Raw genomic sequence first — 21,413 nt, forward strand, 5'->3', positions numbered from 1 at the left:
GATATTGAAATCTGTCATCTGTCATGCCATCGTGAAAGGACACCAACCCTCCAAGAGACACCAGGGAGTCCTCATGCAAACCCGCCCCCTCGGAACCACCGGCCCCCAGGTCTCCGCCCTCGGCCTCGGCTGCATGGGCATGTCCGCGCTGTACGGCGAGGCGGACCGGGCCGAGTCCATCGCGACCATCCACGCCGCCCTCGAGGCGGGCGTGACGCTCCTCGACACCGGTGACTTCTACGCCATGGGCCACAACGAGATGCTGATCGGCGAGGCCCTGCGCACGGCTCCGGCGGCCCTGCGCGAGCAGGCGCTGACCAGCGTCAAGTTCGGCGCCCTGCGCGACCCGGACGGCGGCTGGTCCGGATACGACGGCCGCCCCGCCGCGGTGCGGAACTTCGCCGCGTACTCGCTGCAGCGCCTCGGCGTCGATCACATCGACGTGTACCGGATCGCGCGGCTCGGCCCGAACGTCCCGATCGAGGAGACGGTCGGCGCGATCGCCGAGCTCGTGGAGAAGGGGCACGTCAGGCACATCGGCCTGAGCGAGGTCGGCGCCGAAACCATCCGCCGGGCCGCCGCCACCGCTCCCATCTCCGACCTCCAGATCGAGTACTCGCTGATCTCGCGCGGCATCGAGGACGAGGTCCTGCCGACCACGCGTGAGCTGGGCATCGGGATCACCGCGTACGGCGTGCTGTCCCGCGGGCTGATCTCCGGCCACTTCACGGCCGACCGGCAGCTGGCCCCGACCGACTTCCGTTCCATGAGCCCCCGCTTCCAGGGGGAGAACCTCCAGCACAACCTCTCCCTCGTCGAGGCGCTGCGGAAGATCGCGGAGCAGAAGGGCGTCAGCGTGGCGCAGATCGCGATCGCGTGGGTGTTGTCGAGGGGCGAGGACATCGTGCCGCTGGTCGGTGCGCGGACCCGGGAGCGGCTGACGGAGGCGCTCGGCGCGCTGGACGTCACGCTCGACGACGCCGACCTCGCCGCGATCGAGCAGGCCGTGCCGGCGGACGCCGCCGCGGGCGACCGCTACCCGGCGGCGCAGATGTCGCATCTCGGCACCGACCGCTGACAGTGCCGCCAGGTACGGTTTTCGACATGGCACCGACCACCGAAGCACTGACCGCCGAGCGCATCCTCGAGGCGACCGAGGAGGCGCTGCGCCGCCACGGCCCCGCGAAGGCCACCGTGGTGGACGTGGCCCGCGCGCTCGGCGTCAGCCACGGCAGCGTCTACCGTCACTTCCGTACGAAGGCGGCGCTGCGGGAGGCGGTCACGAAGCGCTGGCTGGACCGTACGTCGCAGATACTCGCGGAGATCGCCAGGCCGTCGTCCGCGCCACCCCCGGAGGCGCTCGAGCACTGGCTGGCGACGCTGTTCACCGCCAAGCGGCACAAGGCGGGCGACGATCCGGAGTTGTTCGCCACGTACTCGGTGCTGCTCGGCGAGGCGAGCGCGGTGGTCGAGGAGCACGTCGCCGAGCTGGTCGACCAGCTCTCGGACATCATTCATCGCGGCGTGATGGAGGGCGACTTCATGACCGTGGACGGCGACTCCGTCGCGACGGCCCGCGCCGTCTTCCACGCCACGAACCGTTTCCACGACCCCGCCTACGCCCACGAGTGGGAACAGCCGGGCATCGAGGCCGAGTTCTCGACGGTCGTCACCCTCGTCCTGCGCGGACTGCGCCGCCGAATCGAGCCAACTACCGGTCGCTAAAGCGACGGGCCTGCACAACGTGCATCATTGGGTGTGATGCTGCGTTTGCGTCCAGCCCCGCTCCGAGGTGTTCGGGATGGGGCGGGGGCCGTTGACGGGGCCCCGCGTCGCCGCAAATCCCGTGCTCTGGCACGGATGTTGTGGGAGCTGTTCCGGTCCGCGTGATCAACGAATCCGCAGTTCCGGCACGCGAACCAGGCCTGGGAGACCCGGTTCGCTTTGCCTACGTGGCCGCACTCGGCGCAGGTGCGGGAGGTGTACGCCGGATCGACGTGCACCACCGGCACGCCTGCCCGGCGGGCCTTGTATGCGATGAATGCCCCCAGCTGGGCGAAGGCCCAGGAGGAGTGGGTGGCCCGTTGGGGCTTGCGAAGCCGTACCCGCTCGCGGATGCCCGTCAGGTCTTCCAGGGCGATCCCGCGACCGGTGCGTTCAGCCTCGGCCACCACATGCTTTGCGATCTTGTGGTTGATGTCCCGTGCCCGCCGCGCCTCCTTGCGCCGCCGCTTCTTCAGGCGGCGCATGGCGGACGGGGTGTTCTTGCGTTGCAGCTTGGTGCGCAGGCCGCACTCGCGCAGGCGGGTGCGGTTCAGCTCGCGTCCGGCCATGATCTCGCCGTCCGAGGTGGTGGCGATGTTCACGATCCCCAGGTCGATCCCGAGGAAGTCCACCGGGTCCGAGTTCAAGGGCGTTTCGGGCACGTCACAGGTGGCGTTCAAAAACCACATGCCGTCCCGTTCCAGCAGGTCGGACTCACCCTTGCGGCACAGCGCCAGCGTGGCCAACTGCTCGGGTGAGGCGGTGAACGCCATGTTCTTGACCCGGCCGATGGTTGTCCAGATGGACACCGTCCGGTCCGGGATCTGCCAGGACAGCATCCGGTCGTCGTAGGGCTGCGCGCCCCGGGGGCGGAAGGTGATCGGCTTCTCGGAGGCTTTGCGGTATCGGCGTGAGCCGGGCCTGCCGAGGTTCCCGGCCCTCAGGTTTGCCTTCAGCGTGGCGTACGCGTCACACGTCTTTTTGATGACGTGCTGGGCGGCCTGCGCACCCAGGTCCCAGCGGGATTTGACCGCATCGTAGGTGTGCTTGCGCAGGGCGAAGTTCTTGAACTCCCCGTGCTCGAAAGCGATCCCACTCACCCAGGTGGCGGCCTCGTTACAGGCATGCAGGGTCGCCTCGAGTGCCGCCGCCTGTTTTGGTGTCGGCTCCAGCTTGACCTGCACGACCAGCTTCACGATCACCGATCGTAGGCACCCGTACGAGACCCCACCACACGTTCGGGGCCGTTCATCACACCGAGCGACCCACCCGGCCGTGTGTTCGCACCACCCGGCTCCGCCGGAGAAGGTACTCGGCCGCGCTTCCTCCCGAGCGTAAACGCCCGGGGTTCCTCGCAAGCATTCGCTGCATTCACGGCCCTGGTGGCCCGACGGACCGGTGGCCCCGGCGGAGGGCTATCCCTCCGTCGGGTCCACCGTCGCCTGATGCGCCTCGGCGAGGTGCTCCTCCGCCTTCAGCCACGGCAGGAACTGCGCGCCCTTGCGCCAGCCGCAGGTGTCGCATCTGATCGTGCGCTGTACACCGGCGCGCTGGACGTGGACGACGTGCTCGCGGCCGTGCTGGTCCCAGCGGCTGACCTTGCTCGTGTTGATCTGCAGCATGACACCTCCAGGTGTTACCGCTCCGCTCACGCGGCAAGGCGTTGGCGGCAAGGCGGCTTTCGCAGCAAGGAGTGTGCAGCATCGGGAAGATCAACGGGGGTTCTTCGGCCGCGAGTTCACCGCGTGGCCGTGCGCGATCACGAGCCGTCGCCGCCCGTCCACCCTCCGCACTCCCGCGCCATCCCGATCTACACTCCGCTGCATGACGACCGGAACTCCCGCCATCGCCAAGGACCTCGCGCCCCACGGCTCCCTGCGGGCCTCGATCAACCTGGGCAATCCCGTGCTGGCCCAGGGCACGCCGACGGCCCCGGCCGGCATCACCGTGGACCTCGCGCGGGAGATCGCCGCCCGCCTGGACGTTCCCGTGGAACTCCTCTGTTTCGACGCGGCCCGCAAGTCGTACGAGGCGATGGCGGAGGGCCGTGCCGACCTGTGCTTCCTGGCCGTCGAGCCCGCGCGGGAGGCCGAGGTCGCGTTCACGGCGCCGTACGTCGTGATCGAGGGCGTGTACGCCGTGCCCCGCGACTCGGACCTGACGACCGTCGCCGAGGTCGACCGTCCCGGCGTACGGATCGGTGTGAAGCGCGGTTCCGCCTACGACCTCTTCCTCTCCCGCACGCTTCGGCACGCGAGCGTGGTGCGCGGGGAGGACGGGGTCGAGGCGTTCCGGGCCGAGGGGCTGGAGGTCGCGGCCGGGATCAGGCAGCCGATGACCGAGTTCGTCGCGGCGCACCCCGGACTCCGCCTGATCGAGGACCGGTTCATGCAGATCCAACAGGCGGTCGGCACGACGAAGGTCCGCCGACCCGAGACCGTCCGCTTCCTCCACGACCTCGTCGAGGAACTGAAGGCGAACGGCTTCGTCGCGAACTCCCTACGCCGCGCCCGGCAGTCGGACACCCTGGTCGCCCCACTCGCCCGCCCTCGCGGCTGACCCAGGAGCGGCTCGTGATCGCCGAACTGCAGTGCGTGGTGCTGGACTGCCCCGAACCGCTCCGACTCGCCGAGTTCTACGAGGCCTTGCTCGGCGGGAGTGTCAACCGGCCGGACCGACGCTGGGCGCTCGGCGAGGCCTGGTCGACGCTGCACACGCCGTCCGGTCTCGTGCTCGCCTTCCAGCGAGTCCCGGCCATGGAGTACCGCCCTCCGCAGTGGCCCGATCCCGCCCGCCCCCAGCAGTTCCACCTGGACTTCGGCGTCCCCGACCTGGACCGGGCAGGGGAGCGGGTCCTGGCTCTGGGTGCGACGCCGCTGGACGTCTCCGACGGGCGGTGCTGGCGCATCTACGCCGATCCGGCGGGGCATCCCTTCTGTCTGGTCCGTCACTGAGAAGTAGTCGTATTCCCCGGACGTGGAGGTCAGATACCGGGCCGCGGAGGACCCGCGGCTGACGGCGGCATCGGCGGTACGGCTGCTGGACGACCCGCACGGCCACATACGCCAAGCGGCCTTCTGGCACGCGCAGTTTCCCGCTCGGGTCGTCGTCCGGCTGTTGCGCGACCCCCACACCGCGGAGTCCGCCGCCCGGCACCCGGCCCTGCCCGCCCCCGTCATGAAACGGATGCTCCAGTTGCTCCCACAGCTCAGCTGATCGTGCGCGGCAGTCGCAGACTCAGGGCCGTCGTCAGGACCACGCCCGCCAGTTGGACCAGGAGGGTGGTGACGAGGGCGTCCCGCATGCCGTTGCTCGAGGTGAGGGACAGGAAGAGGGTGCCCAGGGTGGCGACGCCTACGGCGAGGGCCGACTGCTGGGTGGTGGCCATGACGCCACTGCCGACGCCGGCCCGCGCGGACGGCACCTCGGAGAGGATGATCCGGATGAGGACGGGGAGCTGGAGCGCCTGGCCCGCGCCCGCGACCGCCGCGCCCGGCAGCAGTTGCCATACGCCCAGGTCGGGCCAGGACCGCCAGGCGGCCAGCGCGATGAGGGCCACGCCCACCGCCTGGATCAGCCCGCCCGCGGTGACGATCCGGGTGCCGTAGCGGGCGATCAGCCGGGGGCCGCAGAGGGAGACGACGAAGAAGACCGCGGCCATCGGCGCCAGAGCCAGGCCCGCCGGGACGGGGCCGAGGCCCGCACCCCGCTGCAGCGCCACCGCGATCACGAACATGAAGCCGCTGAAGCCGATCGAGAACGGCACGATCATGATCAGGCCCCGGCGGAGCGAGGTCAGCGCGAGCAGGCTCGGCGGCACCAGGGGCGTACGGCCCTCTCGGTCCTCGCGGCGCTCGACGAAGTAGAACGCCGCGGCGGCGAGGGGGAACAGTGCCAGCGACAGCCAGGTCCACAGGGGCCAGCCCGCCGCCCTGCCCTCGGTGAGCGGGGCGAGGAGCGCGAGAAGGGACACGGCGAGCAGCACCGTGCCGGGGGTGTCGATCGGCTCCGGGTGCTGCGAGCGCGTCTCGGGGACGGCGCGCATGGCCAGGATCAGGCCGAGGATCACGACGGGCACGTTCACGAGGAACACCGCGCGCCAGCCGGTGCCCGCGATGTCCGCCGCGACGAGGAGGCCGCCGAGTATCTGCCCGGCCACCATGGACAGACCGGCCGTGGCCCCGTACAGGCCCATGGCCTTGGCGCGGCGCGGGCCCGCCGTCGCCGCCTGGATGGTGGCGAGCACCTGCGGCAGCATCGCCGCGGATGCCGCGCCCTGTGCGACGCGTGCCGCCACCAGCGTCCAGGCGCTGGGCGCGAGCCCGCACGCGAGGGAGGTGATGCCGAAGGCCGCCATGCCGCCGAGGAAGAACTGGCGTCGCCCGAAGAGGTCGCCGAGGCGGCCGCCCAGGACGAGCAGGACGGCGTACGCGACTCCGTACCCGGCGACGACGAGTTCGAGGACGGCTTCGCTCGCGTTCAGGTCCCGGCCGATGGTCGGGAGGGCTACGTTGACGATGAAGAAGTCGATGAGGGGCAGTGCCGCTCCGAGCAGCACGGTGAAGAGGCCGAGGCCGCTGAGTACGGGTGCCGTGGAGGGCGAGCGGACTGGAGTCCTGAGGGTTTCGGTTTCGGTCACGTCCTCCAGACTTCTCCTGACCTCAGACTGGTACCAGAGTGTCCTTATCCTGGTAGAAGCACTACCTGGCAACAGGATCCGGCGAACGGCAGGCTGGAGGCATGACGACGATGACGCAGGAGAGCACCGCTCCCCGGCCGGTGGAGGCCATCGACCCTGCTCAGCGGGCGGTGTCCGTGACTTCTCCGCGGCCGGTGGACCCCGAGCCGCACGCCTCCGCCGCCCCCCGCGGCAGCGAGATCCGGCGGCACGAGCTCGCCACCTTCCTGCGCAACCGCCGCGAGCGCATCACGCCGGAGCAGGTCGGACTGCCCCGCGGCCGCCGCCGGCGCACGCCGGGCCTGCGCCGCGAGGAGGTCGCGCAGCTCTCCGCCGTCGGCGTCACCTGGTACACCTGGCTCGAACAGGCCCGTGACATCCAGGTCTCCGAACAGGTACTCGACGCCCTGGCCCGCACCCTGCTGCTCGACACCAGCGAGCGCGCCCACCTCTTCCGGCTGGCCGGAGCCGTCGACCCCACACCCGCCGCGCGGTGCCCGACCCTCACCCCGGCCCTGCTCGAGGTGCTGTCCCAGCTGGAGCCGGTCCCGGCCTGCATCCAGAACAGCCGCTACGACATCCTGGCGTACAACCGCACGTACGCCCGGCTGATGATGCGCGACCTCAACTCCGTACCGCCGGAGGACCGCAACCTCATGATCCTCGCCTACACCCACCCGGAGTGGCGCGCGTCGATCGTGCTCCTCGACGAGACCATGCGCGTGATGGCCGCCAAGCTGCGCGGCTCGATGGCCGGCCACCTCGGCGAGCCCGCCTGGAAGCTGCTGGTCAAACGACTGCGGGCGGAGTCGGCGGAGTTCCGTGAGATCTGGGAGCGGTACGAGGTGTACGGCGGCTCGCGCAGCAAGACCAAGCAGTTCCTGAACCCGTACGTCGGGCTGCTCACCGTCGACCACACCGACCTGTGGCTCGCCCCCGACACGGGCGCCCGCATGGTGACGTACGCCCCCGTGGACGAGCAGAACCGCGAGCGTCTGAGGAAGCTGCACGAGATCGCGCTGATGGCGGAGACGGAAGCGGCCTAGGCCGACACCGACAGGACCTAGGCGCGGACGCCCACCGAGTCCCTGACCTCCGGCGCCTCCAGCTGCCGTGCCGTGCGCTCGGCCGTCCCGCGTGCCCAGCGTCCGCTGGTCAGCGCGCCCAGGACGAGCACGGCGAGACCGCAGCCGGCCAGGATCCACCAGCCGGGGCGGGCGGCCGACACGAACGTCTCGCGGTACGCCGAGGCCTGGATGCCGGAGGCCAGGACCGCGCCGACCACGGCGACACCGAGGGTGCCGCCGATCTGGCGGCTGGTGGAGGCGACGGCGGCAGCGACGCCGGCCTGGGTGCGGGGCATGCCGGAGACGGCGGTGTTGGTGATGGGGGCGTTCACGAAGCCGAAGCCGAGGCCGAAGAGGACGTACCCGATGACGAGCGTGACGTTCGAGGTCTCGCCTTCGAACGCGGCGAAGAGAATCCCGCTCGCGGTCATCGAGACCCCCGCGATCAGCAGGGGCAGCCGCGGCCCCCGGTTGCCGACCAGCCGCCCCGACAACGGCGCGCACACGAAGCACATGACCGCCATGGGCAGCATCCACAGGCCCGCGTGCAGCGCGTCCAGGCCGCGCACGTTCTGCAGATAGAGCGTCGAGAGGAACAGGAACCCGCTGAGCGCGGCGAACGCGCTGATGGCGACGACCGTGGCCCCGCTGAACGGCGCCGAACGGAAGAAGCGCAGGTCGATGAGGGGTTCGGCGCGCCGGGGCTCGTACCACAGCAGGCCGAGCAGCGCGGCGAGGGCGATCGCGCCGAAGGCGAGGGTCTTGGGGGCGCCGGAGCTGGGTGCCTCGATGATCGCGTACGTCAGGGAGCCGAGCAGCGCGATGACGAGGAGCTGCCCGACGGGGTCGGGGCGGCGGGCCTTGGGGGCGCGGGACTCGGGGACGTAACGCCAGGTGAGCAGGAGCGCGACGAGGCCGACCGGGAGGTTGATCCAGAAGATCGACCGCCAGCCGACCGAGTCCACGAGCAGGCCGCCGACGATCGGGCCCGCGGCCATCGATATGCCGACCACGCCACCCCAGACGCCGATCGCGCGGGCGCGCTCGCGCGGGTCCGTGAAGGTGTTGGTGATGATCGACATCGCGACCGGGTTCAGCATCGAGCCGCCGACCGCCTGCACCATGCGGAAGGCGACGAGCGAGTCCAGGTTCGGAGCGACGGAGCACAGGACCGAACCGAGGGTGAAGATCACCAGGCCCGCCTTGAAGACCCGGCGGCGGCCGATGCGGTCGGCGGTCGAGCCCGCGAGCATCAGCAGCGACGCCAGGACCAGCGTGTACGCGTCGATGGTCCACTGGAGGCCCGCCACGCTCGCGTGCAGTTCCTTCTGCATCGAGGGGAGGGCGACGTTCAGGACCGTGTTGTCGAGGCTCACGATCAGCAGGCTCATGCAGCAGATCGCGAGGACGAGAAGACGGTGGCGGGGACTGAGCTCGGGCATTCCTCCAGCCTACGCCCGTGTCGATAGTGCGTCTAACTAATGACCCTTCCCTGACTCTCCTTTGTTGCGCACCGCACTCATTCATGACAGTCGCCACAGTCATCGCACCCGTCCGCGTACGCGACAATGGGGGAATGTCCACGACCGCCCTCGCTCCCGCCGCCCTCGCCGCTTCCCCGCTGTCGATCGGCCCCCACACGGTCCAGCCGCCCGTCGTCCTCGCCCCCATGGCCGGGATCACGAACGCGCCGTTCCGCACGCTGTGCCGCGAGTTCAGCGGCGGCAAGGGCCTGTTCGTCAGCGAGATGATCACCACGCGGGCGCTGGTCGAGCGCAACGAGAAGACCATGCAGCTGATCCACTTCGACGCGACCGAGAAGCCGCGCTCGATCCAGCTGTACGGCGTGGACCCGGCGACCGTCGGCAAGGCCGTCCGCATGATCGCGGAGGAGGGCCTCGCCGACCACATCGACCTGAACTTCGGCTGCCCGGTCCCGAAGGTCACCCGCAAGGGCGGCGGCTCCGCCCTCCCGTACAAGCGCAACCTCCTGCGGGCGATCCTGCGCGAGGCCGTCAGCGGGGCGGGCGACCTCCCGGTGACGATGAAGATGCGCAAGGGCATCGACGACGACCACATGACGTTCCTCGACGCCGGACGGATCGCCGTCGAGGAGGGCGTCACCGCCATCGCCCTGCACGGCCGCACCGCCGCCCAGCACTACGGCGGCACGGCCGACTGGGACGCCATCGCGCGCCTCAAGGAGCATGTGCCGGAGATCCCCGTCCTCGGCAACGGCGACATCTGGTCGGCGGAGGACGCGCTGCGGATGGTGCGCGAGACCGGCTGCGACGGGGTCGTGGTCGGGCGCGGCTGCCTCGGCAGGCCGTGGCTGTTCGGCGACCTGGTGGCCGCCTTCGAGGGGCGCCAGGACGCCTACGCCCGCCCGGCCCTGCGCGAGGTCGCGGCCGTCATGGTCCGCCACGCCACCCTGCTCGGCGAGTGGATCGGCGACGAGGCGCGCGGCGTCATCGACTTCCGCAAGCACGTGGCCTGGTACCTGAAGGGCTTCGCGGTCGGCTCCGAAATGCGCAAGCGGCTCGCGATCACGTCGTCCCTCGCCGAACTCTCCGACGGCCTCGCCGAGTTGGACCTCGACCAGCCCTGGCCCACGGGCGCGGACGGGCCCCGCGGCCGTACGTCCGGCAACAACAGGGTCGTCCTGCCGGACGGCTGGCTCAAGGACCCGTACGACTGCGCGGGCATCGGCGAGGACGCCGAACTGGACACGTCCGGGGGCTGACACTCCTGCCGGGGCCGGGGCCGGGGCCGGGGCCGGGGCCGGGGGCCCGGGGGCTCCCTCAAGCGCCCCCGACCGCCGTGAGCAGCGCCAGCGGCGCCGCCGCCGAACGCGACTCCCGTACGCACGCGTGCGGATAGGGCACCGGCTCCCCGTGTGTCTCGCGGCCGTACCCCGCGAGGACCTCCGGCAGACGGTGGCCGGCGACCGTGGCCGCGTCGACGAGCGCGTGGGCGACCGTCCGGGCCTCGTCGTGCAGGCCGTAGCGGGCCAGTCCCAGCGTGATCAGCGCGTTGTCGTGCGGCCAGACCGAACCACGGTGGTACGACAACGGGTGGTACGCCGGCTGGCCGGCGGCCAGGGTGCGCACTCCCCAGCCGGAGAAGAAGTCCGGCTCCAGCAGGCGATGGCCGACCAGTTCGCCGTACTCCTTGTCGAGCAGTCCCGACCACAGCAGATGCCCGGCGTCCGAGGCGAGGGCGTCGACGTGACGGCCGTCACCGTCCAACGCCAGCGCGGGGAAGGCGTGTTCACTCATCCAGAAGTCCCGCTGGAAACGGTCACGGAGGTCGCCCGCCGCCTGTTCGAGCAGAGCGGCGTAGACCTCGTCGCCCCACACCGTACGGGCCAGGTGGGCGGTGCGGCGCAGCGCGTCGTACGCGTATCCCTGCGCGCCCGCGGCCATCACCGGTCCACTGGGACGGCTCCCGTCGGCGGAGCAGATCGCGCCGGGGGAGTCCTTCCAGTTCTGGTTGGCGAGGCCGCCGCCGTCCGCGCGGTAGACGAGATAGCCGACGGAGGTCAGACCGCCGTGGTCCAGCATCCAGCCGATCGCCGCCCGGGCGTTGGCCTCCAGCCGCCGGGCCAGGGCCGGGTCACCCGTCTGCTCGGTGTACGCGCCGAGCAGCACCAGGAACAGCGGTGTCGCGTCCACCGATCCGTAGTACCGCCCGAACGGGACCTGCCCGAAGTGCGCCAGCTCACCGTGCCGCACCTCGTGCACGATCTTGCCGGGCTGGGCCACCGCACCCGCTCCCATCTCGACCGCCTGCGTCGCCGCGAGCGCGGGCAGCGTGGCGGCGGCCAGCTCGGGGCGGTAGGGGAGCGCGAACAGCGAGGTCAGCAGGGCGTCGCGGCCCAGGAGCGTGAGGAACCACGGCACTCCGGCCGCCGGCACCCGCAGCTCCTCGCCGTCCGGGCCCGTCGCCGGGACCTGGAGCACCGCGAGATCGGACAGCCCGCGCGCACAGGCCGCAGCGAGCTCCGGCCAGCCGGTCGGGAAGGGTACGCCGTCCGCGAACTCACCTTCCAGCGCCAGGAGTTGCTCATTCGCCGCGGAGGGTGAGGCGGGCACCTCCGGGTCCTTCAGCGCCCCGTGCGGGCGGGCCGCCACGCGCAGCGCAAGCTCCGCCGAGACGTGCGGTTCGAGGTCCAGGGTCCACACGAGGCGACGGGCGCCGGTGCCGGTCTCCTCGACCCCGTCCGGCGGCGGCTCGGAGGTGACCGTCGTGCGCGACCGCCACTCCCCGCGCTGGTAGGTGAACTCCACCCCGTCATCGAGGACCTGACGCCCTCGTACGGCGCCGATCTTCGCGTAGGTACGGTGGTCGGAGCGCAGCTCGAACTGGTCCGTGAAGTCGGCGTCCACGGTGAGCGCGATGCGCACGGTCGTGGGCGAGGGGCGGTTGCTGGTGACGCGCAGCGCCTCCACGAACGCGCCGTCGGTGACGGCCTGTTCACGGAAGAGCGTGTACGCGGGCGGTTCGTTGCGCCCGCCGCGCGGGACGAGCACACAGCGTGCCGTGTCGCCGTCCGCGACCGGTGTCAGCGCCTCGGGCACCGCGCCGTCGACGGTCAGCTGCCAGCGGCTGAGGTGCCGGGCGTCCCGTACGAATAACCCGTCCGGGGAGCTGCCGCCGCGCACCCCGCTGATGTCACCGCCGTCGCCCACGGCGGCGAACGTTCCACCGTGCACGAGCAGATGATGCCGGTCCGTCATCCCCGGTCCCCTCCCTTGGCGCCCGTCTCGAATGAACTGTGTGTCGTGTGTGGCGCGTGTGGCGTGTGTGATGCATGCGATGTGTGTGGCGGCGTGCCCTGTGCCTTGTCGAACGCGCGGCGCCCCGGATGGGACACGACTTGCGTCGACCGATCCGCCTGGTCGGCTCGCGCGGGCTCGTGCAGCAGGTCCAGCGTCAGCGCTGCGGTCCAGCTGAAGCCGAGCGCGCCGCAGGCCTCGCCGGTGTACGGATCCACGTACTCCGCGAACCCGGACGCGTCCGCCGTCTCCAGCAGTGCCGTCCGCAACTCCTCCGCGCGCCCGTGCTCCCCGTGCAGCCGCAGCCCGCGCTCCAGCAGCCAGTTCGTGTTGAACCACGCCGGGCCGCGCCAGTAGCGGTGCGGGTCGAAGGCGTGCCCGGTCAGGTCGTAACTCGGCGCCAGCCGGGCGACCCCGCCGAGCCCGAAGTGCGGCCCGCCCGCCGTGCGGACCAGGGTGGCGGCGATGTCGCGGGGGAGTGCGGGGAGGATGAGCGGGAGCAGCCCGGCCACGCTGCGCTCGGGGATGAGCGCCCCGGCACGAGAGCGCTGCTCCGAAGCGAGAGCGCCGCTCTGGCGAGAGTACTGCTCCGGCCCGTGAGCTCCGCTTTGGCGAGAGCGCTGCTCCGAAGCGTGAGCATTGCTCTCGGCGGAGCGCTGCTCCGGTGCGAGAGCACCGCTCCGAGAGCCCCGCTCCGACCCGCGAGCACCGCTCTCGGAAGAGCGCCGCTCCAAGGCGAGAGCACTGCTCTCAAGAGAGCGCCGCTCCGAGGCAAACGCACCGCCCTCAGGAGAGCGCCGCTCCGAACCGAGAGCACCGCTCTCGCCCCCTTCCCCGCCGTACGACTCCCCACCGCCCCCGTCCCCGCCGTACACGTCCCGGCAGAAGAACATCCCCTCCGTCGGGTCCCACAAGCGCTCCACCAATGCCGCCGTCAGCCGCTCCGCGCGGGCGTGCCGCGCCGTCCCCGCCGCGCCCAGTTCCTGCGCGATCGCGGCGAGCGCGTGCTCGGAGGCGATCAGCAGCGCGTTGAACGCCGGGTCCTCCACGGCGAACTCGCCGACGCCGTCGGCGTACCCGCCGTCCCGGTAGTCCGTCGCGAGTCGTACGTACCGGCCGTAGTCGAGGTCCGTCGGCCGGTCCTCCGCGGACCCGTGGTCGAGGTCGGCGCGGCGGAAGGAGCGCGGCGCGGCCGGGGTGACACGGCTGAGCGGGGCGTCCCAGCACGGGCTGTTGTCCATGCCCTGCTCCCACGGGTGGACCACGGAGGCGAGCCCGCCGCCGCCCAGGTCCCGCCGGTGCAGCAGATAGCGGTGCCAGGCGGCCAGCCGGGGATACATCCGGGAGAGAAAGGAACGCGACCGGGACAGCCCCGGGTCGGCCTGGTGCACCAGCCAGGCGGCGAGCGCGTGCACCGGTGGCTGCACGATGCCCGACGTCTGTACGGTGCGCGGGGCGCCCGCAGCGCGCCCCGCGGTCGAGGAGCGCCAGAAGTCGGGGCTCGGGAAGTAGGCGTCGAGCGGGACGGAGGGGTTGAACACGATGTGCGGGATCCGGCCGTCACCCCACTGGGCGCCGAGCAGCGTCTCCAGTTCCGTCTGTGCCCTCAAGGGGGACAGATGGCGCAGGCCGATCGCGATGAAGGCGGAGTCCCAGGACCACTGGTGCGGATACAGGCCGTGCGAGGGAACCGTGGACGTTCCCGTCCAGTTGTCCTCGAGTACCCGGGCGGCCCTGAGGTGCAGCGATCCGGCGGGCCGGTCGGGATCGTATACGTGCGCGCCGGAGTGGGTGATCTCGTGCGAGCCGGGCGGAGCGGGGGAACCCGAGGTGCGCGCGGGGGTGGTGGTCCCCGTGCGGCGGATGGTGAGTTGGGTTGTGCTGTCCACTCAGGTCTCCCCGAAGACGTCCGGCCGATCGGTTCGGCACTAGCTACCGTAGGGTTACGTCTATTTAACACGCAAAACTCAATATGTAATGCAGAGTTGGTGAACGCAAGGGGTTGGGCATGACAGGCATGGCGGGGACGGCGGGAAGGGCGGCGAAAACCATGAGGGCCGGGCATCAGGCAAGCGCAGGGGAACTGCTCGAACTGGTGCGCAGCGGGCGTGCCACGACGCGCGGCGCGCTGCAGCAGGCCACCGGTCTGTCGCGGGCCACCGTCGGCCAGCGCCTCGACCGGCTCTTCCGCGCGGGCTGGCTGCGCGAGGGCGCGGGCGGCCCGGTGGACTCCCCCCAGGGCGGCCGGCCCTCGATCACCCTCGAGTTCGACGACGAACACGCCGTCGTCCTGGCCGCCGACCTCGACACACGCCACGGCCGGGCCGCCGTCCTCTCGCTGAGCGGCGAGATCCAGGCCGAGCACCACGGAAGCCTGCGCATCGAGGACGGCCCGGACGCCGTGCTGGGCGAACTCGGCCGCTGGTTCGCCGAGCTGCTGGAGAAGGCCGGGCAGCGCGCCGAGGCGGTGTGCGGGATCGGGATCGCGGTGCCGGGCCCGGTCGACACCGACACCGGCAGGGTGGTGCAGCCGCCGATCATGCCCGGCTGGGACGGCTACGACATACGCGGGCGTCTGGGACGTGCCTTCGCCGAGCACGCAGGCATAAGGAGTGCCGGTGGTGCCGGTAGCGCCGGTGGTGCCACGGGCGCCGGGGTCACCAGGAGCGGCGCCCTGATCCCCGTACTCGTCGACAACGACGCCAACCTCATGGCGTACGGGGAACAGCGCACCGGTTATCCGGACTGTTCGGCGTTCGCCCTGGTCAAGGTCTCCACCGGTATCGGTGCGGGCATGGTCGTCGGCGGCTCCATCTACCGGGGCGTGGACGGGGGCGCCGGGGACATCGGGCACATCCGGGTGGGCGCGGACGCGCTGTGCCGGTGCGGTTCGTACGGCTGTCTGGCCGCGGTCGCGAGCGGTGGCGCGGTGGCGCGCAGACTCGCCGAGTCCGGCGTCCCGGCCACCTCCGGATCGGATGTGCGCGACCTGCTGACGGCCGGGCACCCGGAGGCGATGGCGCTCGCGCGGGAGGCGGGGCGCCAGGTCGGGGACGTACTCGCGACGGTGGTGACCCTGCTGAATCCCGGCGTTCTGATGATCGCCGGGGATCTGGCCGGAACCCCGTTCCTCACGGGTGTGCGCGAGCTGCTGTACCAGCGGGCGCTGCCGCGTTCGACCGCTCATCTGGACGTGGTGACCTCGCGGCTCGGGGAACGGGCGGGGCTGGTGGGGGCCGGTGCGCTGGTCGTGGAGTACCTGTACGCGCCGGAGCGGGCGGAGGAACGGCTGGCGGCGCTGGGTGTGTGACGCCTGCGTGGCGCACAGGGTGGCGGGGCGTGTGACATCCGTGTGTCGCGTTCGCGTCGCGTCCACACCGTGGTCCGCATGATGAAATTCCGGCCGTCTTCACTGCGTGATTCTCGCCACCCTTGATAGGGGTGGCGCTCAGATGAGCGGATCTTGGGCGACTGCACTTCCCTAAGGGGTGGCACTCAGTGCCACCCCTTGATCGTTCATCGATTAAACTCAGGCGTGTCGGCAGCCGCTCATCTGAGCGTATACTTCTACCTGAGGGGGTTGATTCGTTCAAGAAGTGAAAACATCTCCCCGTGACCGCTTGCCAAGGCTTGACTTTCAATCGAGTGGCGGACGGGTGGTTACAGGCGCATGACGTGCAAGTAGACGTACCCAGGCGCCTTCGATCTGGGTATGTTCCTCGCCGTCAGGGCAGCCACCGCGACGTCGAGGAGTCGAGACTCGTGTCGGAAAACAAAGATCCCCATGTAGCCGAGAGCGGCGACAACGGCGTTGAGGGGACGAAGTTCGTTTACGACTTCACCGAAGGCAACAGGGATCTCAAGGACCTCCTCGGTGGCAAGGGTGCGAACCTCGCCGAGATGACCAACCTGGGCCTTCCCGTCCCTCCGGGCTTCACCATCACCACTGAGGCGTGCAAGACCTACCTCGGCAGCGGCGAGGAGCCTGCGGCACTGCGTGACGAGGTGAGCGCGCACCTCGAAGCCCTCGAAGCGGCGATGGGCAAGAAGCTCGGCCAGGCCGACGATCCCCTCCTCGTATCCGTCCGTTCCGGGGCGAAGTTCTCCATGCCGGGCATGATGGACACCGTGCTGAACATCGGCCTCTCCGACAAGTCGGTCCAGGGCCTCGCCAAGCAGGCCGGCGACGACCGCTTCGCGTGGGACTCGTACCGCCGCCTCATCCAGATGTTCGGCAAGACGGTCCTCGGCGTCGACGGCGAGCTCTTCGAGGACGCGCTGGACGCGGCGAAGGCGGCCAAGAAGGTCACGGTCGACACGGAGCTGGAGGCCGCGGACCTCAAGAAGCTGGTCACCAAGTTCAAGAGGATCGTCAAGACCGAGGCCGGCCGGGACTTCCCGCAGGACCCGCGCGAGCAGATGGACCTCGCGATCCACGCGGTCTTCGACTCCTGGAACACCGACCGCGCCAAGCTCTACCGCCGCCAGGAGCGCATCCCGCACGACCTCGGCACCGCGGTCAACGTCTGTTCGATGGTCTTCGGCAACCTCGGCCCGGACTCGGGCACGGGTGTGGCGTTCACGCGTGACCCCGCATCCGGCCACCAGGGCGTGTACGGCGACTACCTCCAGAACGCCCAGGGCGAGGACGTGGTCGCGGGCATCCGCAACACGGTCCCGCTCGCGGAGCTGGAGTCGATCGACAAGAAGTCGTACGACCAGCTGATGCAGATCATGGAGACCCTGGAGAACCACTACAAGGATCTCTGCGACATCGAGTTCACCATCGAGCGCGGCCAGCTGTGGATGCTCCAGACCCGCGTCGGCAAGCGCACGGCCGGTGCGGCCTTCCGTATCGCCACGCAGCTGGTGGACCAGGGCCTGATCGACGAGGCGGAGGCCCTCCAGCGTGTGACGGGCGCCCAGCTCGCGCAGCTGATGTTCCCGCGCTTCGACGACCAGGCGAAGGTCGACCAGATCGGCCGGGGCATCGCCGCGTCGCCGGGCGCGGCGGTCGGCAAGGCGGTCTTCGACTCGTACACCGCGATCAAGTGGTCGCGTTCGGGCGAGAAGGTCATCCTGATCCGCCGTGAGACCAACCCCGACGACCTGGACGGCATGATCGCGGCCGAGGGCATCCTGACCTCGCGCGGCGGCAAGACCTCGCACGCCGCCGTCGTGGCGCGCGGCATGGGCAAGACGTGCGTGTGCGGCGCCGAGGAGCTCGAGGTCGACACCAAGCGGCGCCGTATGACGGCCCCGGGCGGAGTGGTCATCGAGGAGGGTGACGTCGTCTCGATCGACGGCTCGACGGGCAAGGTCTACCTGGGCGAGGTCCCGGTCGTGCCCTCCCCGGTCGTCGAGTACTTCGAGGGCCGGATGCACGCGGGCGCCGACGACGCGGACGAGCTGGTCGCGGCCGTCCACCGGATCATGGCGTACGCGGACCGGGTCCGCCGCCTGCGCGTCCGCGCCAACGCGGACAACGCGGAGGACGCCCTCCGTGCCCGCCGCTTCGGCGCGCAGGGCATCGGCCTGTGCCGCACCGAGCACATGTTCCTCGGCGACCGGCGCGAACTGGTCGAGCGCCTGATCCTGGCCGACACGGAGGCGGAGCGCGAGGACTCCCTCAAGGAGCTCCTGCCCCTCCAGAAGCGGGACTTCGTCGAACTCTTCGAGGCGATGGACGGCCTCCCGGTGACGATCCGTCTCCTGGACCCGCCGCTGCACGAGTTCCTGCCGGACGTGACCGAACTGTCCGTACGCGTGGCACTGGCCGAGTCGCGCGGCGACGCCAACGAGAACGACCTGCGCCTGCTCCAGGCCGTGCACCGCCTGCACGAGCAGAACCCGATGCTGGGTCTGCGCGGCGTACGTCTCGGCCTGGTCATCCCCGGCCTGTTCACCATGCAGGTACGGGCGATCGCGGAGGCGGCGGCCGAGCGCAAGAACGCCAAGGGCGACCCGCGGGCCGAGATCATGATCCCCCTCGTCGGTACGGTCCAGGAGCTGGAGATCGTCCGCGAGGAGGCCGACCAGGTCATCGCGGAGGTGCAGGCGGCCGCAGGCACGAACCTCAGGCTCGCCATCGGCACGATGATCGAACTCCCGCGGGCCGCCCTGACCGCCGGTCAGATCGCCGAGGCCGCCGAGTTCTTCTCCTTCGGTACGAACGACCTCACGCAGACCGTCTGGGGCTTCTCCCGGGACGACGTGGAGGCGAGCTTCTTCACCGCGTACCTGGAGAAGGGGATCTTCGGCGTCTCCCCCTTCGAGACCATCGACAAGGACGGCGTGGGTTCCCTGGTGAAGTCGGCCGTGCAGGCCGGCCGCGCCACCCGCCCCGACCTGAAGCTCGGCGTCTGCGGCGAACACGGAGGCGACCCCGAGTCCGTCCACTTCTTCCACGAGGTGGGACTGGACTACGTGTCCTGCTCCCCCTTCCGGATCCCGGTGGCACGCCTGGAGGCGGGCCGCGCGGCGTCGACGGCGAAGGGCAGCGACCACCGCTAGCCTGCCGGAACTCCGGAGCCGCCGACGGTCGACCCTGACCCTCACCGACGGCCGACGGCTCCGGCGTGCGAAAGAAACGGGGCGGCACCTTGTGCGGAGGTGCCGCTCCGTCGTGCGTCATCTGCGGAGACGGTCAAGCTACGTCGCTGACCAGGTGTGATGGCGTTTGCCCGCGTTGGCTGCGGACCGGCAACGGGACTCCTTGGGCGGAGAGTTGGTCGACAACCTCGCAGCACCGGGCCGTGGACTTCCGGGACTTCCTCGACATGAGGCTCCCCTCCTGCTGTGGAGACTGTGACCGGCGGGACAGTTGGGGTCACGGCATCCAGGAAGCGCATCTACGACGCCGAGTTCCGTGAGGGGCGCAACGGGTCGCCGTCGGCGGACCCGGCCGGTGGCAGAGACCTGGCCGGGCGGTCGTCTGCGGGAGAGCGAGCGAGCGCGCGGAGCTGGAGCGGCTGCGGGCCGAGGCGAGGGAGAAGGACAAGCGCATCCGCGAGTGGTACGCCCGCCCCCCCCCGCGGCCCCGGATGGCGACCGGTCAGGGCCGGTGGCAGCCTGGATGACGACACCGTTCGTGTTCGCAGGAGGTGGAGTATCCGTGCGAAGCCGCATGTCGCGTACCGGAAAACTGCTGAGCACTGCCGCGGCGGCCGCCCTGTCGGCCACGCTCTTCCCCGTCGTGGCGGCCCCGTCCGCGGCGGCTGCGACCTGCGACCCGGTCGCCGCCAACCGGGCCCCGACTGCCGCGACGGTCACCCAGGCGAGGGCTGCCGTGATGTGCCTGATCAACGCGCAGCGCACACAGCGCGGGCTGCCTTCCCTCACCATTAGCCAGGCCCTGACGAACGCGGCCCAGCAGCATGCTGTCGCGGCCGTCCAGCTGAAGTGGTGGGGACCGGGCAAGGACCCGCACCGCAACCCCCAAACCGGCTCGACACCGCAGAGCCGCATCCAGGCGGCCGGATACTGTCCCAACCCCCGCTCGTGGGAGTTCAACGAGATCACGTACACCGGGTGGGGCGGATCGGGAACTCCGCAGGCCGCCGTCAACTGGTGGATGAGCAGCCCCGGCCACCGCGCCATCATCCTCAAGCCGACGCTGCGCGAGATAGGCCCGTGGGCCCAGCCCGGCTCGGCGGACCGGGCGGGGGCCTCGTCGCCCAGCGCCGGCACCTACGTCGTGACGTTCGGACGCTGCCAGCGGTGAATCCCCCATCGAGGTCTCTCGCATGTGCAGAACCGCGCGGGTGCAGGTTTGGCCGCCGTGCTGGGGCCAAGGTCCGTGTCCCGAGGACATGACGCTTCACGACCTGCGGCACGCTGAACGTCTACACGCACCTGTGAGAGGTGGAGGGGGACCGGACCGCCGACATGATGGAGGCCGCGCTGCGCGATGTGCCCCATGAGGGGCGGCAGATGCTGAGTTCCCAGTTCAGGGTGTTGGTCATACACCCTGTGCCGAGGTGCCGCCCCGTCGTGCGACCGGGCACAGCCGTACGAAGCCGTCGAGCCCTCCGTACGGCGCCGCACTCAACTCGGCCTCGCCGCCACCGGCGCGGGCCGGCCGCTGCACCAGATCTCGACCGGGCCCGTACCGCCCCTGGGTGCGTCGGGGGCGCGCAGAGCCGGTCGCAGCGCGTTCGACAGCAGGTTGTCGAGGATCTGCTCGACGGCCCCGTGCACCGCAAGCACCGGCCCCGCACCGTTACCGCCGTACCGCTCCAATAGGGGGCCAGGCCCCGTGCCGTTCGACGCTGACCGAGTCCAGGTCGAGGAGTTCACTGCGCAGCGGCGGGGACGCGGGTGCAGGTGCTGATGCCGGGGAACGCGTCGACGGCGGACATGGCCGGGACCAGGACGGCCTCGGAGCCCTTCGCCCGTGAGGATCCCCGCACCGCACCACCACCCCGTCGCCCTGTTTCCCCCGCCTCCGTGGCCCATGCCGAAGCGTCGTCGACTCCGTTGCCGGGCCACACCGCCGAATGGTCCTACCCCGAGACCCAGCCCTTCTCGAACGACTACGCAACGCCCTGACACCGGCCGACGAGGTCCGCGCCCGCTCGCGCTTCTCGTGCTTCCGGATCACCTGATGGGATGGCGATTCGTAGGCCAAAGGATTCAGCACGTTACTGATCCATTACCTTCTGTAACTCCTGGGGGCCGGTGGGGTCTTTGGGAGGTAGAGGGGTGACTGATGAAGACGGCGATGGTTGGCGTGGTGGCGGCCGGGGTGTTTCTCGTTGGGGCGGGGACGTCGATGGCGGGGGCTTGGCACAAGCTGCCCCGGTTGACGCCGACAGGCGTGCAATTCGCCCAGGGGCAGTACAGGTTCAACGACGCAGCCCAGAACCATGGCTCCTTCGAATGGAGCGGGCAGCTCAAGGATGCATTGCCTGGTGACAACAACAACGTCTACATGCTCGTTCGCGTTGAAGGGCACAACTGGGTTCGCTACAACGGCAAGCAGCGGCAGACAGTGTTCTTGCACCACTCCAACTGGGATGGAGCTCAGCAGTACACGGACGACGCGGATCTGCGTGCCTGTCGCGATCGAGGCACGCTTCGGCCAGACAATTGCTCTCCGGCGCGCCACTTCAGGCCGTAGGCGGA

The 21,413-nt window shown here is 70.5% G+C and carries 18 protein-coding genes; 11 read left to right on the top strand and 7 right to left on the bottom strand.

Annotated elements, in window-relative coordinates; translation table 11 throughout:
• Positions 1-73 precede the first annotated feature (73 nt).
• Positions 74-1,078: an aldo/keto reductase gene (locus tag ACZ69M_RS02050; RefSeq protein ID WP_470045997.1), complete on the top strand. Its 1,005-nt coding sequence runs from the start codon at positions 74-76 to the stop codon at positions 1,076-1,078.
• 26 nt (positions 1,079-1,104) lie between these two features.
• On the top strand, positions 1,105-1,725 hold the full coding sequence (locus ACZ69M_RS02055) for a TetR/AcrR family transcriptional regulator (RefSeq protein WP_470045998.1): 621 nt from the start codon (positions 1,105-1,107) through the stop codon (positions 1,723-1,725).
• Here the strand turns inward: ACZ69M_RS02055 and ACZ69M_RS02060 are convergent.
• Together ACZ69M_RS02060 and ACZ69M_RS02065 are read right to left on the bottom strand one after the other, a co-directional pair.
• A complete protein-coding gene (locus tag ACZ69M_RS02060) occupies positions 1,722-2,960 on the bottom strand; it encodes an RNA-guided endonuclease InsQ/TnpB family protein (RefSeq protein ID WP_470045999.1) in 1,239 nt (412 codons plus the stop codon). The genes ACZ69M_RS02055 and ACZ69M_RS02060 overlap by 4 nt on opposite strands.
• 219 nt (positions 2,961-3,179) lie before the next feature.
• Positions 3,180-3,386 carry a hypothetical protein gene (locus tag ACZ69M_RS02065; RefSeq protein WP_054235491.1) on the bottom strand — a complete coding sequence of 69 codons (207 nt, stop codon included), beginning with the start codon at positions 3,384-3,386 and terminating at the stop codon, positions 3,180-3,182.
• Positions 3,387-3,588: 202 nt separating this feature from the next.
• On the opposite strand from ACZ69M_RS02065, the gene ACZ69M_RS02070 reads away from it, so the two are divergent.
• From ACZ69M_RS02070 to ACZ69M_RS02080, 3 genes are read left to right on the top strand one after another with little or no spacing between them, the layout of a single operon-like run.
• On the top strand, positions 3,589-4,323 hold the full coding sequence (locus ACZ69M_RS02070; protein WP_470046000.1) for a transporter substrate-binding domain-containing protein: 735 nt from the start codon (positions 3,589-3,591) through the stop codon (positions 4,321-4,323).
• Between the two features lie 14 nt (positions 4,324-4,337).
• On the top strand, positions 4,338-4,718 hold the full coding sequence (locus ACZ69M_RS02075) for a VOC family protein (RefSeq protein WP_470046001.1): 381 nt from the start codon (positions 4,338-4,340) through the stop codon (positions 4,716-4,718).
• A 22-nt stretch (positions 4,719-4,740) separates the two neighbouring features.
• The gene (locus tag ACZ69M_RS02080) at positions 4,741-4,980 is read left to right on the top strand and encodes a hypothetical protein (RefSeq protein ID WP_470046002.1); all 240 of its coding nucleotides are present in this window, start codon (positions 4,741-4,743) and stop codon (positions 4,978-4,980) included.
• Here ACZ69M_RS02080 and ACZ69M_RS02085 read toward each other — a convergent pair.
• The gene (locus ACZ69M_RS02085) at positions 4,973-6,403 is read right to left on the bottom strand and encodes an MFS transporter (RefSeq protein ID WP_470046003.1); all 1,431 of its coding nucleotides are present in this window, start codon (positions 6,401-6,403) and stop codon (positions 4,973-4,975) included. The genes ACZ69M_RS02080 and ACZ69M_RS02085 overlap by 8 nt on opposite strands.
• Before the next feature lie 101 nt (positions 6,404-6,504).
• On the opposite strand from ACZ69M_RS02085, the gene ACZ69M_RS02090 reads away from it, so the two are divergent.
• The gene (locus tag ACZ69M_RS02090) at positions 6,505-7,488 is read left to right on the top strand and encodes a helix-turn-helix transcriptional regulator (RefSeq protein WP_470046004.1); all 984 of its coding nucleotides are present in this window, start codon (positions 6,505-6,507) and stop codon (positions 7,486-7,488) included.
• A gap of 17 nt (positions 7,489-7,505) precedes the next feature.
• On the opposite strand, the gene ACZ69M_RS02095 is transcribed toward ACZ69M_RS02090, so the two are convergent.
• Entirely contained in the window at positions 7,506-8,951 is a 1,446-nt protein-coding gene (locus tag ACZ69M_RS02095; protein WP_470046005.1) for an MFS transporter, read from the bottom strand.
• 134 nt (positions 8,952-9,085) lie between these two features.
• On the opposite strand from ACZ69M_RS02095, the gene dusB reads away from it, so the two are divergent.
• A complete protein-coding gene (dusB, locus tag ACZ69M_RS02100) occupies positions 9,086-10,252 on the top strand; it encodes a tRNA dihydrouridine synthase DusB (protein ID WP_470046006.1) in 1,167 nt (388 codons plus the stop codon).
• 58 nt (positions 10,253-10,310) lie between these two features.
• Here the strand turns inward: dusB and ACZ69M_RS02105 are convergent, their stop codons facing one another.
• Positions 10,311-12,248, bottom strand: a complete 1,938-nt coding sequence (locus ACZ69M_RS02105) for an amylo-alpha-1,6-glucosidase (protein WP_470046007.1) — start codon at positions 12,246-12,248, stop codon at positions 10,311-10,313.
• The gene (locus ACZ69M_RS02110; RefSeq protein ID WP_470046008.1) at positions 12,245-14,176 is read right to left on the bottom strand and encodes an MGH1-like glycoside hydrolase domain-containing protein; all 1,932 of its coding nucleotides are present in this window, start codon (positions 14,174-14,176) and stop codon (positions 12,245-12,247) included. The genes ACZ69M_RS02105 and ACZ69M_RS02110 overlap by 4 nt, the downstream gene beginning before the upstream one ends.
• Positions 14,177-14,304: 128 nt before the next feature.
• Between ACZ69M_RS02110 and ACZ69M_RS02115 the strand changes: the two genes are divergently transcribed.
• From ACZ69M_RS02115 to ACZ69M_RS02125, 3 genes are all read left to right on the top strand, one after another.
• Positions 14,305-15,597, top strand: coding sequence for an ROK family transcriptional regulator (locus ACZ69M_RS02115; protein WP_470046356.1), 1,293 nt, complete (start codon positions 14,305-14,307; stop codon positions 15,595-15,597).
• A 452-nt stretch (positions 15,598-16,049) separates the two neighbouring features.
• The gene (gene ppdK, locus ACZ69M_RS02120) at positions 16,050-18,800 is read left to right on the top strand and encodes a pyruvate, phosphate dikinase (protein ID WP_470046009.1); all 2,751 of its coding nucleotides are present in this window, start codon (positions 16,050-16,052) and stop codon (positions 18,798-18,800) included.
• A gap of 601 nt (positions 18,801-19,401) precedes the next feature.
• On the top strand, positions 19,402-20,010 hold the full coding sequence (locus tag ACZ69M_RS02125) for a CAP domain-containing protein (protein WP_470046010.1): 609 nt from the start codon (positions 19,402-19,404) through the stop codon (positions 20,008-20,010).
• Between the two features lie 323 nt (positions 20,011-20,333).
• Here ACZ69M_RS02125 and ACZ69M_RS02130 read toward each other — a convergent pair whose 3' ends face one another.
• Entirely contained in the window at positions 20,334-20,495 is a 162-nt protein-coding gene (locus tag ACZ69M_RS02130) for a hypothetical protein (protein WP_470046011.1), read from the bottom strand.
• Positions 20,496-20,997: 502 nt separating this feature from the next.
• Between ACZ69M_RS02130 and ACZ69M_RS02135 the strand changes: the two genes are divergently transcribed.
• Positions 20,998-21,408 carry a hypothetical protein gene (locus ACZ69M_RS02135; RefSeq protein WP_470046012.1) on the top strand — a complete coding sequence of 137 codons (411 nt, stop codon included), beginning with the start codon at positions 20,998-21,000 and terminating at the stop codon, positions 21,406-21,408.
• Positions 21,409-21,413: the final 5 nt, after the last annotated feature.

It is taken from the genome of Streptomyces sp. NPDC107454, from assembly GCF_055582885.1.

Coding starts and splice junctions, on each gene's coding strand:
- ACZ69M_RS02065 (WP_054235491.1), bottom strand. CDS start 3,386: ATGCTGCAGATCAACACGAGCAAGGTCAGCCGCTGGGACCAGCACGGC.
- ACZ69M_RS02095 (WP_470046005.1), bottom strand. CDS start 8,951: ATGCCCGAGCTCAGTCCCCGCCACCGTCTTCTCGTCCTCGCGATCTGC.
- ACZ69M_RS02050 (WP_470045997.1), top strand. CDS start 74: ATGCAAACCCGCCCCCTCGGAACCACCGGCCCCCAGGTCTCCGCCCTC.
- dusB (WP_470046006.1), top strand. CDS start 9,086: ATGTCCACGACCGCCCTCGCTCCCGCCGCCCTCGCCGCTTCCCCGCTG.
- ACZ69M_RS02055 (WP_470045998.1), top strand. CDS start 1,105: ATGGCACCGACCACCGAAGCACTGACCGCCGAGCGCATCCTCGAGGCG.
- ACZ69M_RS02115 (WP_470046356.1), top strand. CDS start 14,305: ATGGCGGGGACGGCGGGAAGGGCGGCGAAAACCATGAGGGCCGGGCAT.
- ACZ69M_RS02090 (WP_470046004.1), top strand. CDS start 6,505: ATGACGACGATGACGCAGGAGAGCACCGCTCCCCGGCCGGTGGAGGCC.
- ACZ69M_RS02105 (WP_470046007.1), bottom strand. CDS start 12,248: ATGACGGACCGGCATCATCTGCTCGTGCACGGTGGAACGTTCGCCGCC.
- ACZ69M_RS02070 (WP_470046000.1), top strand. CDS start 3,589: ATGACGACCGGAACTCCCGCCATCGCCAAGGACCTCGCGCCCCACGGC.
- ACZ69M_RS02135 (WP_470046012.1), top strand. CDS start 20,998: ATGAAGACGGCGATGGTTGGCGTGGTGGCGGCCGGGGTGTTTCTCGTT.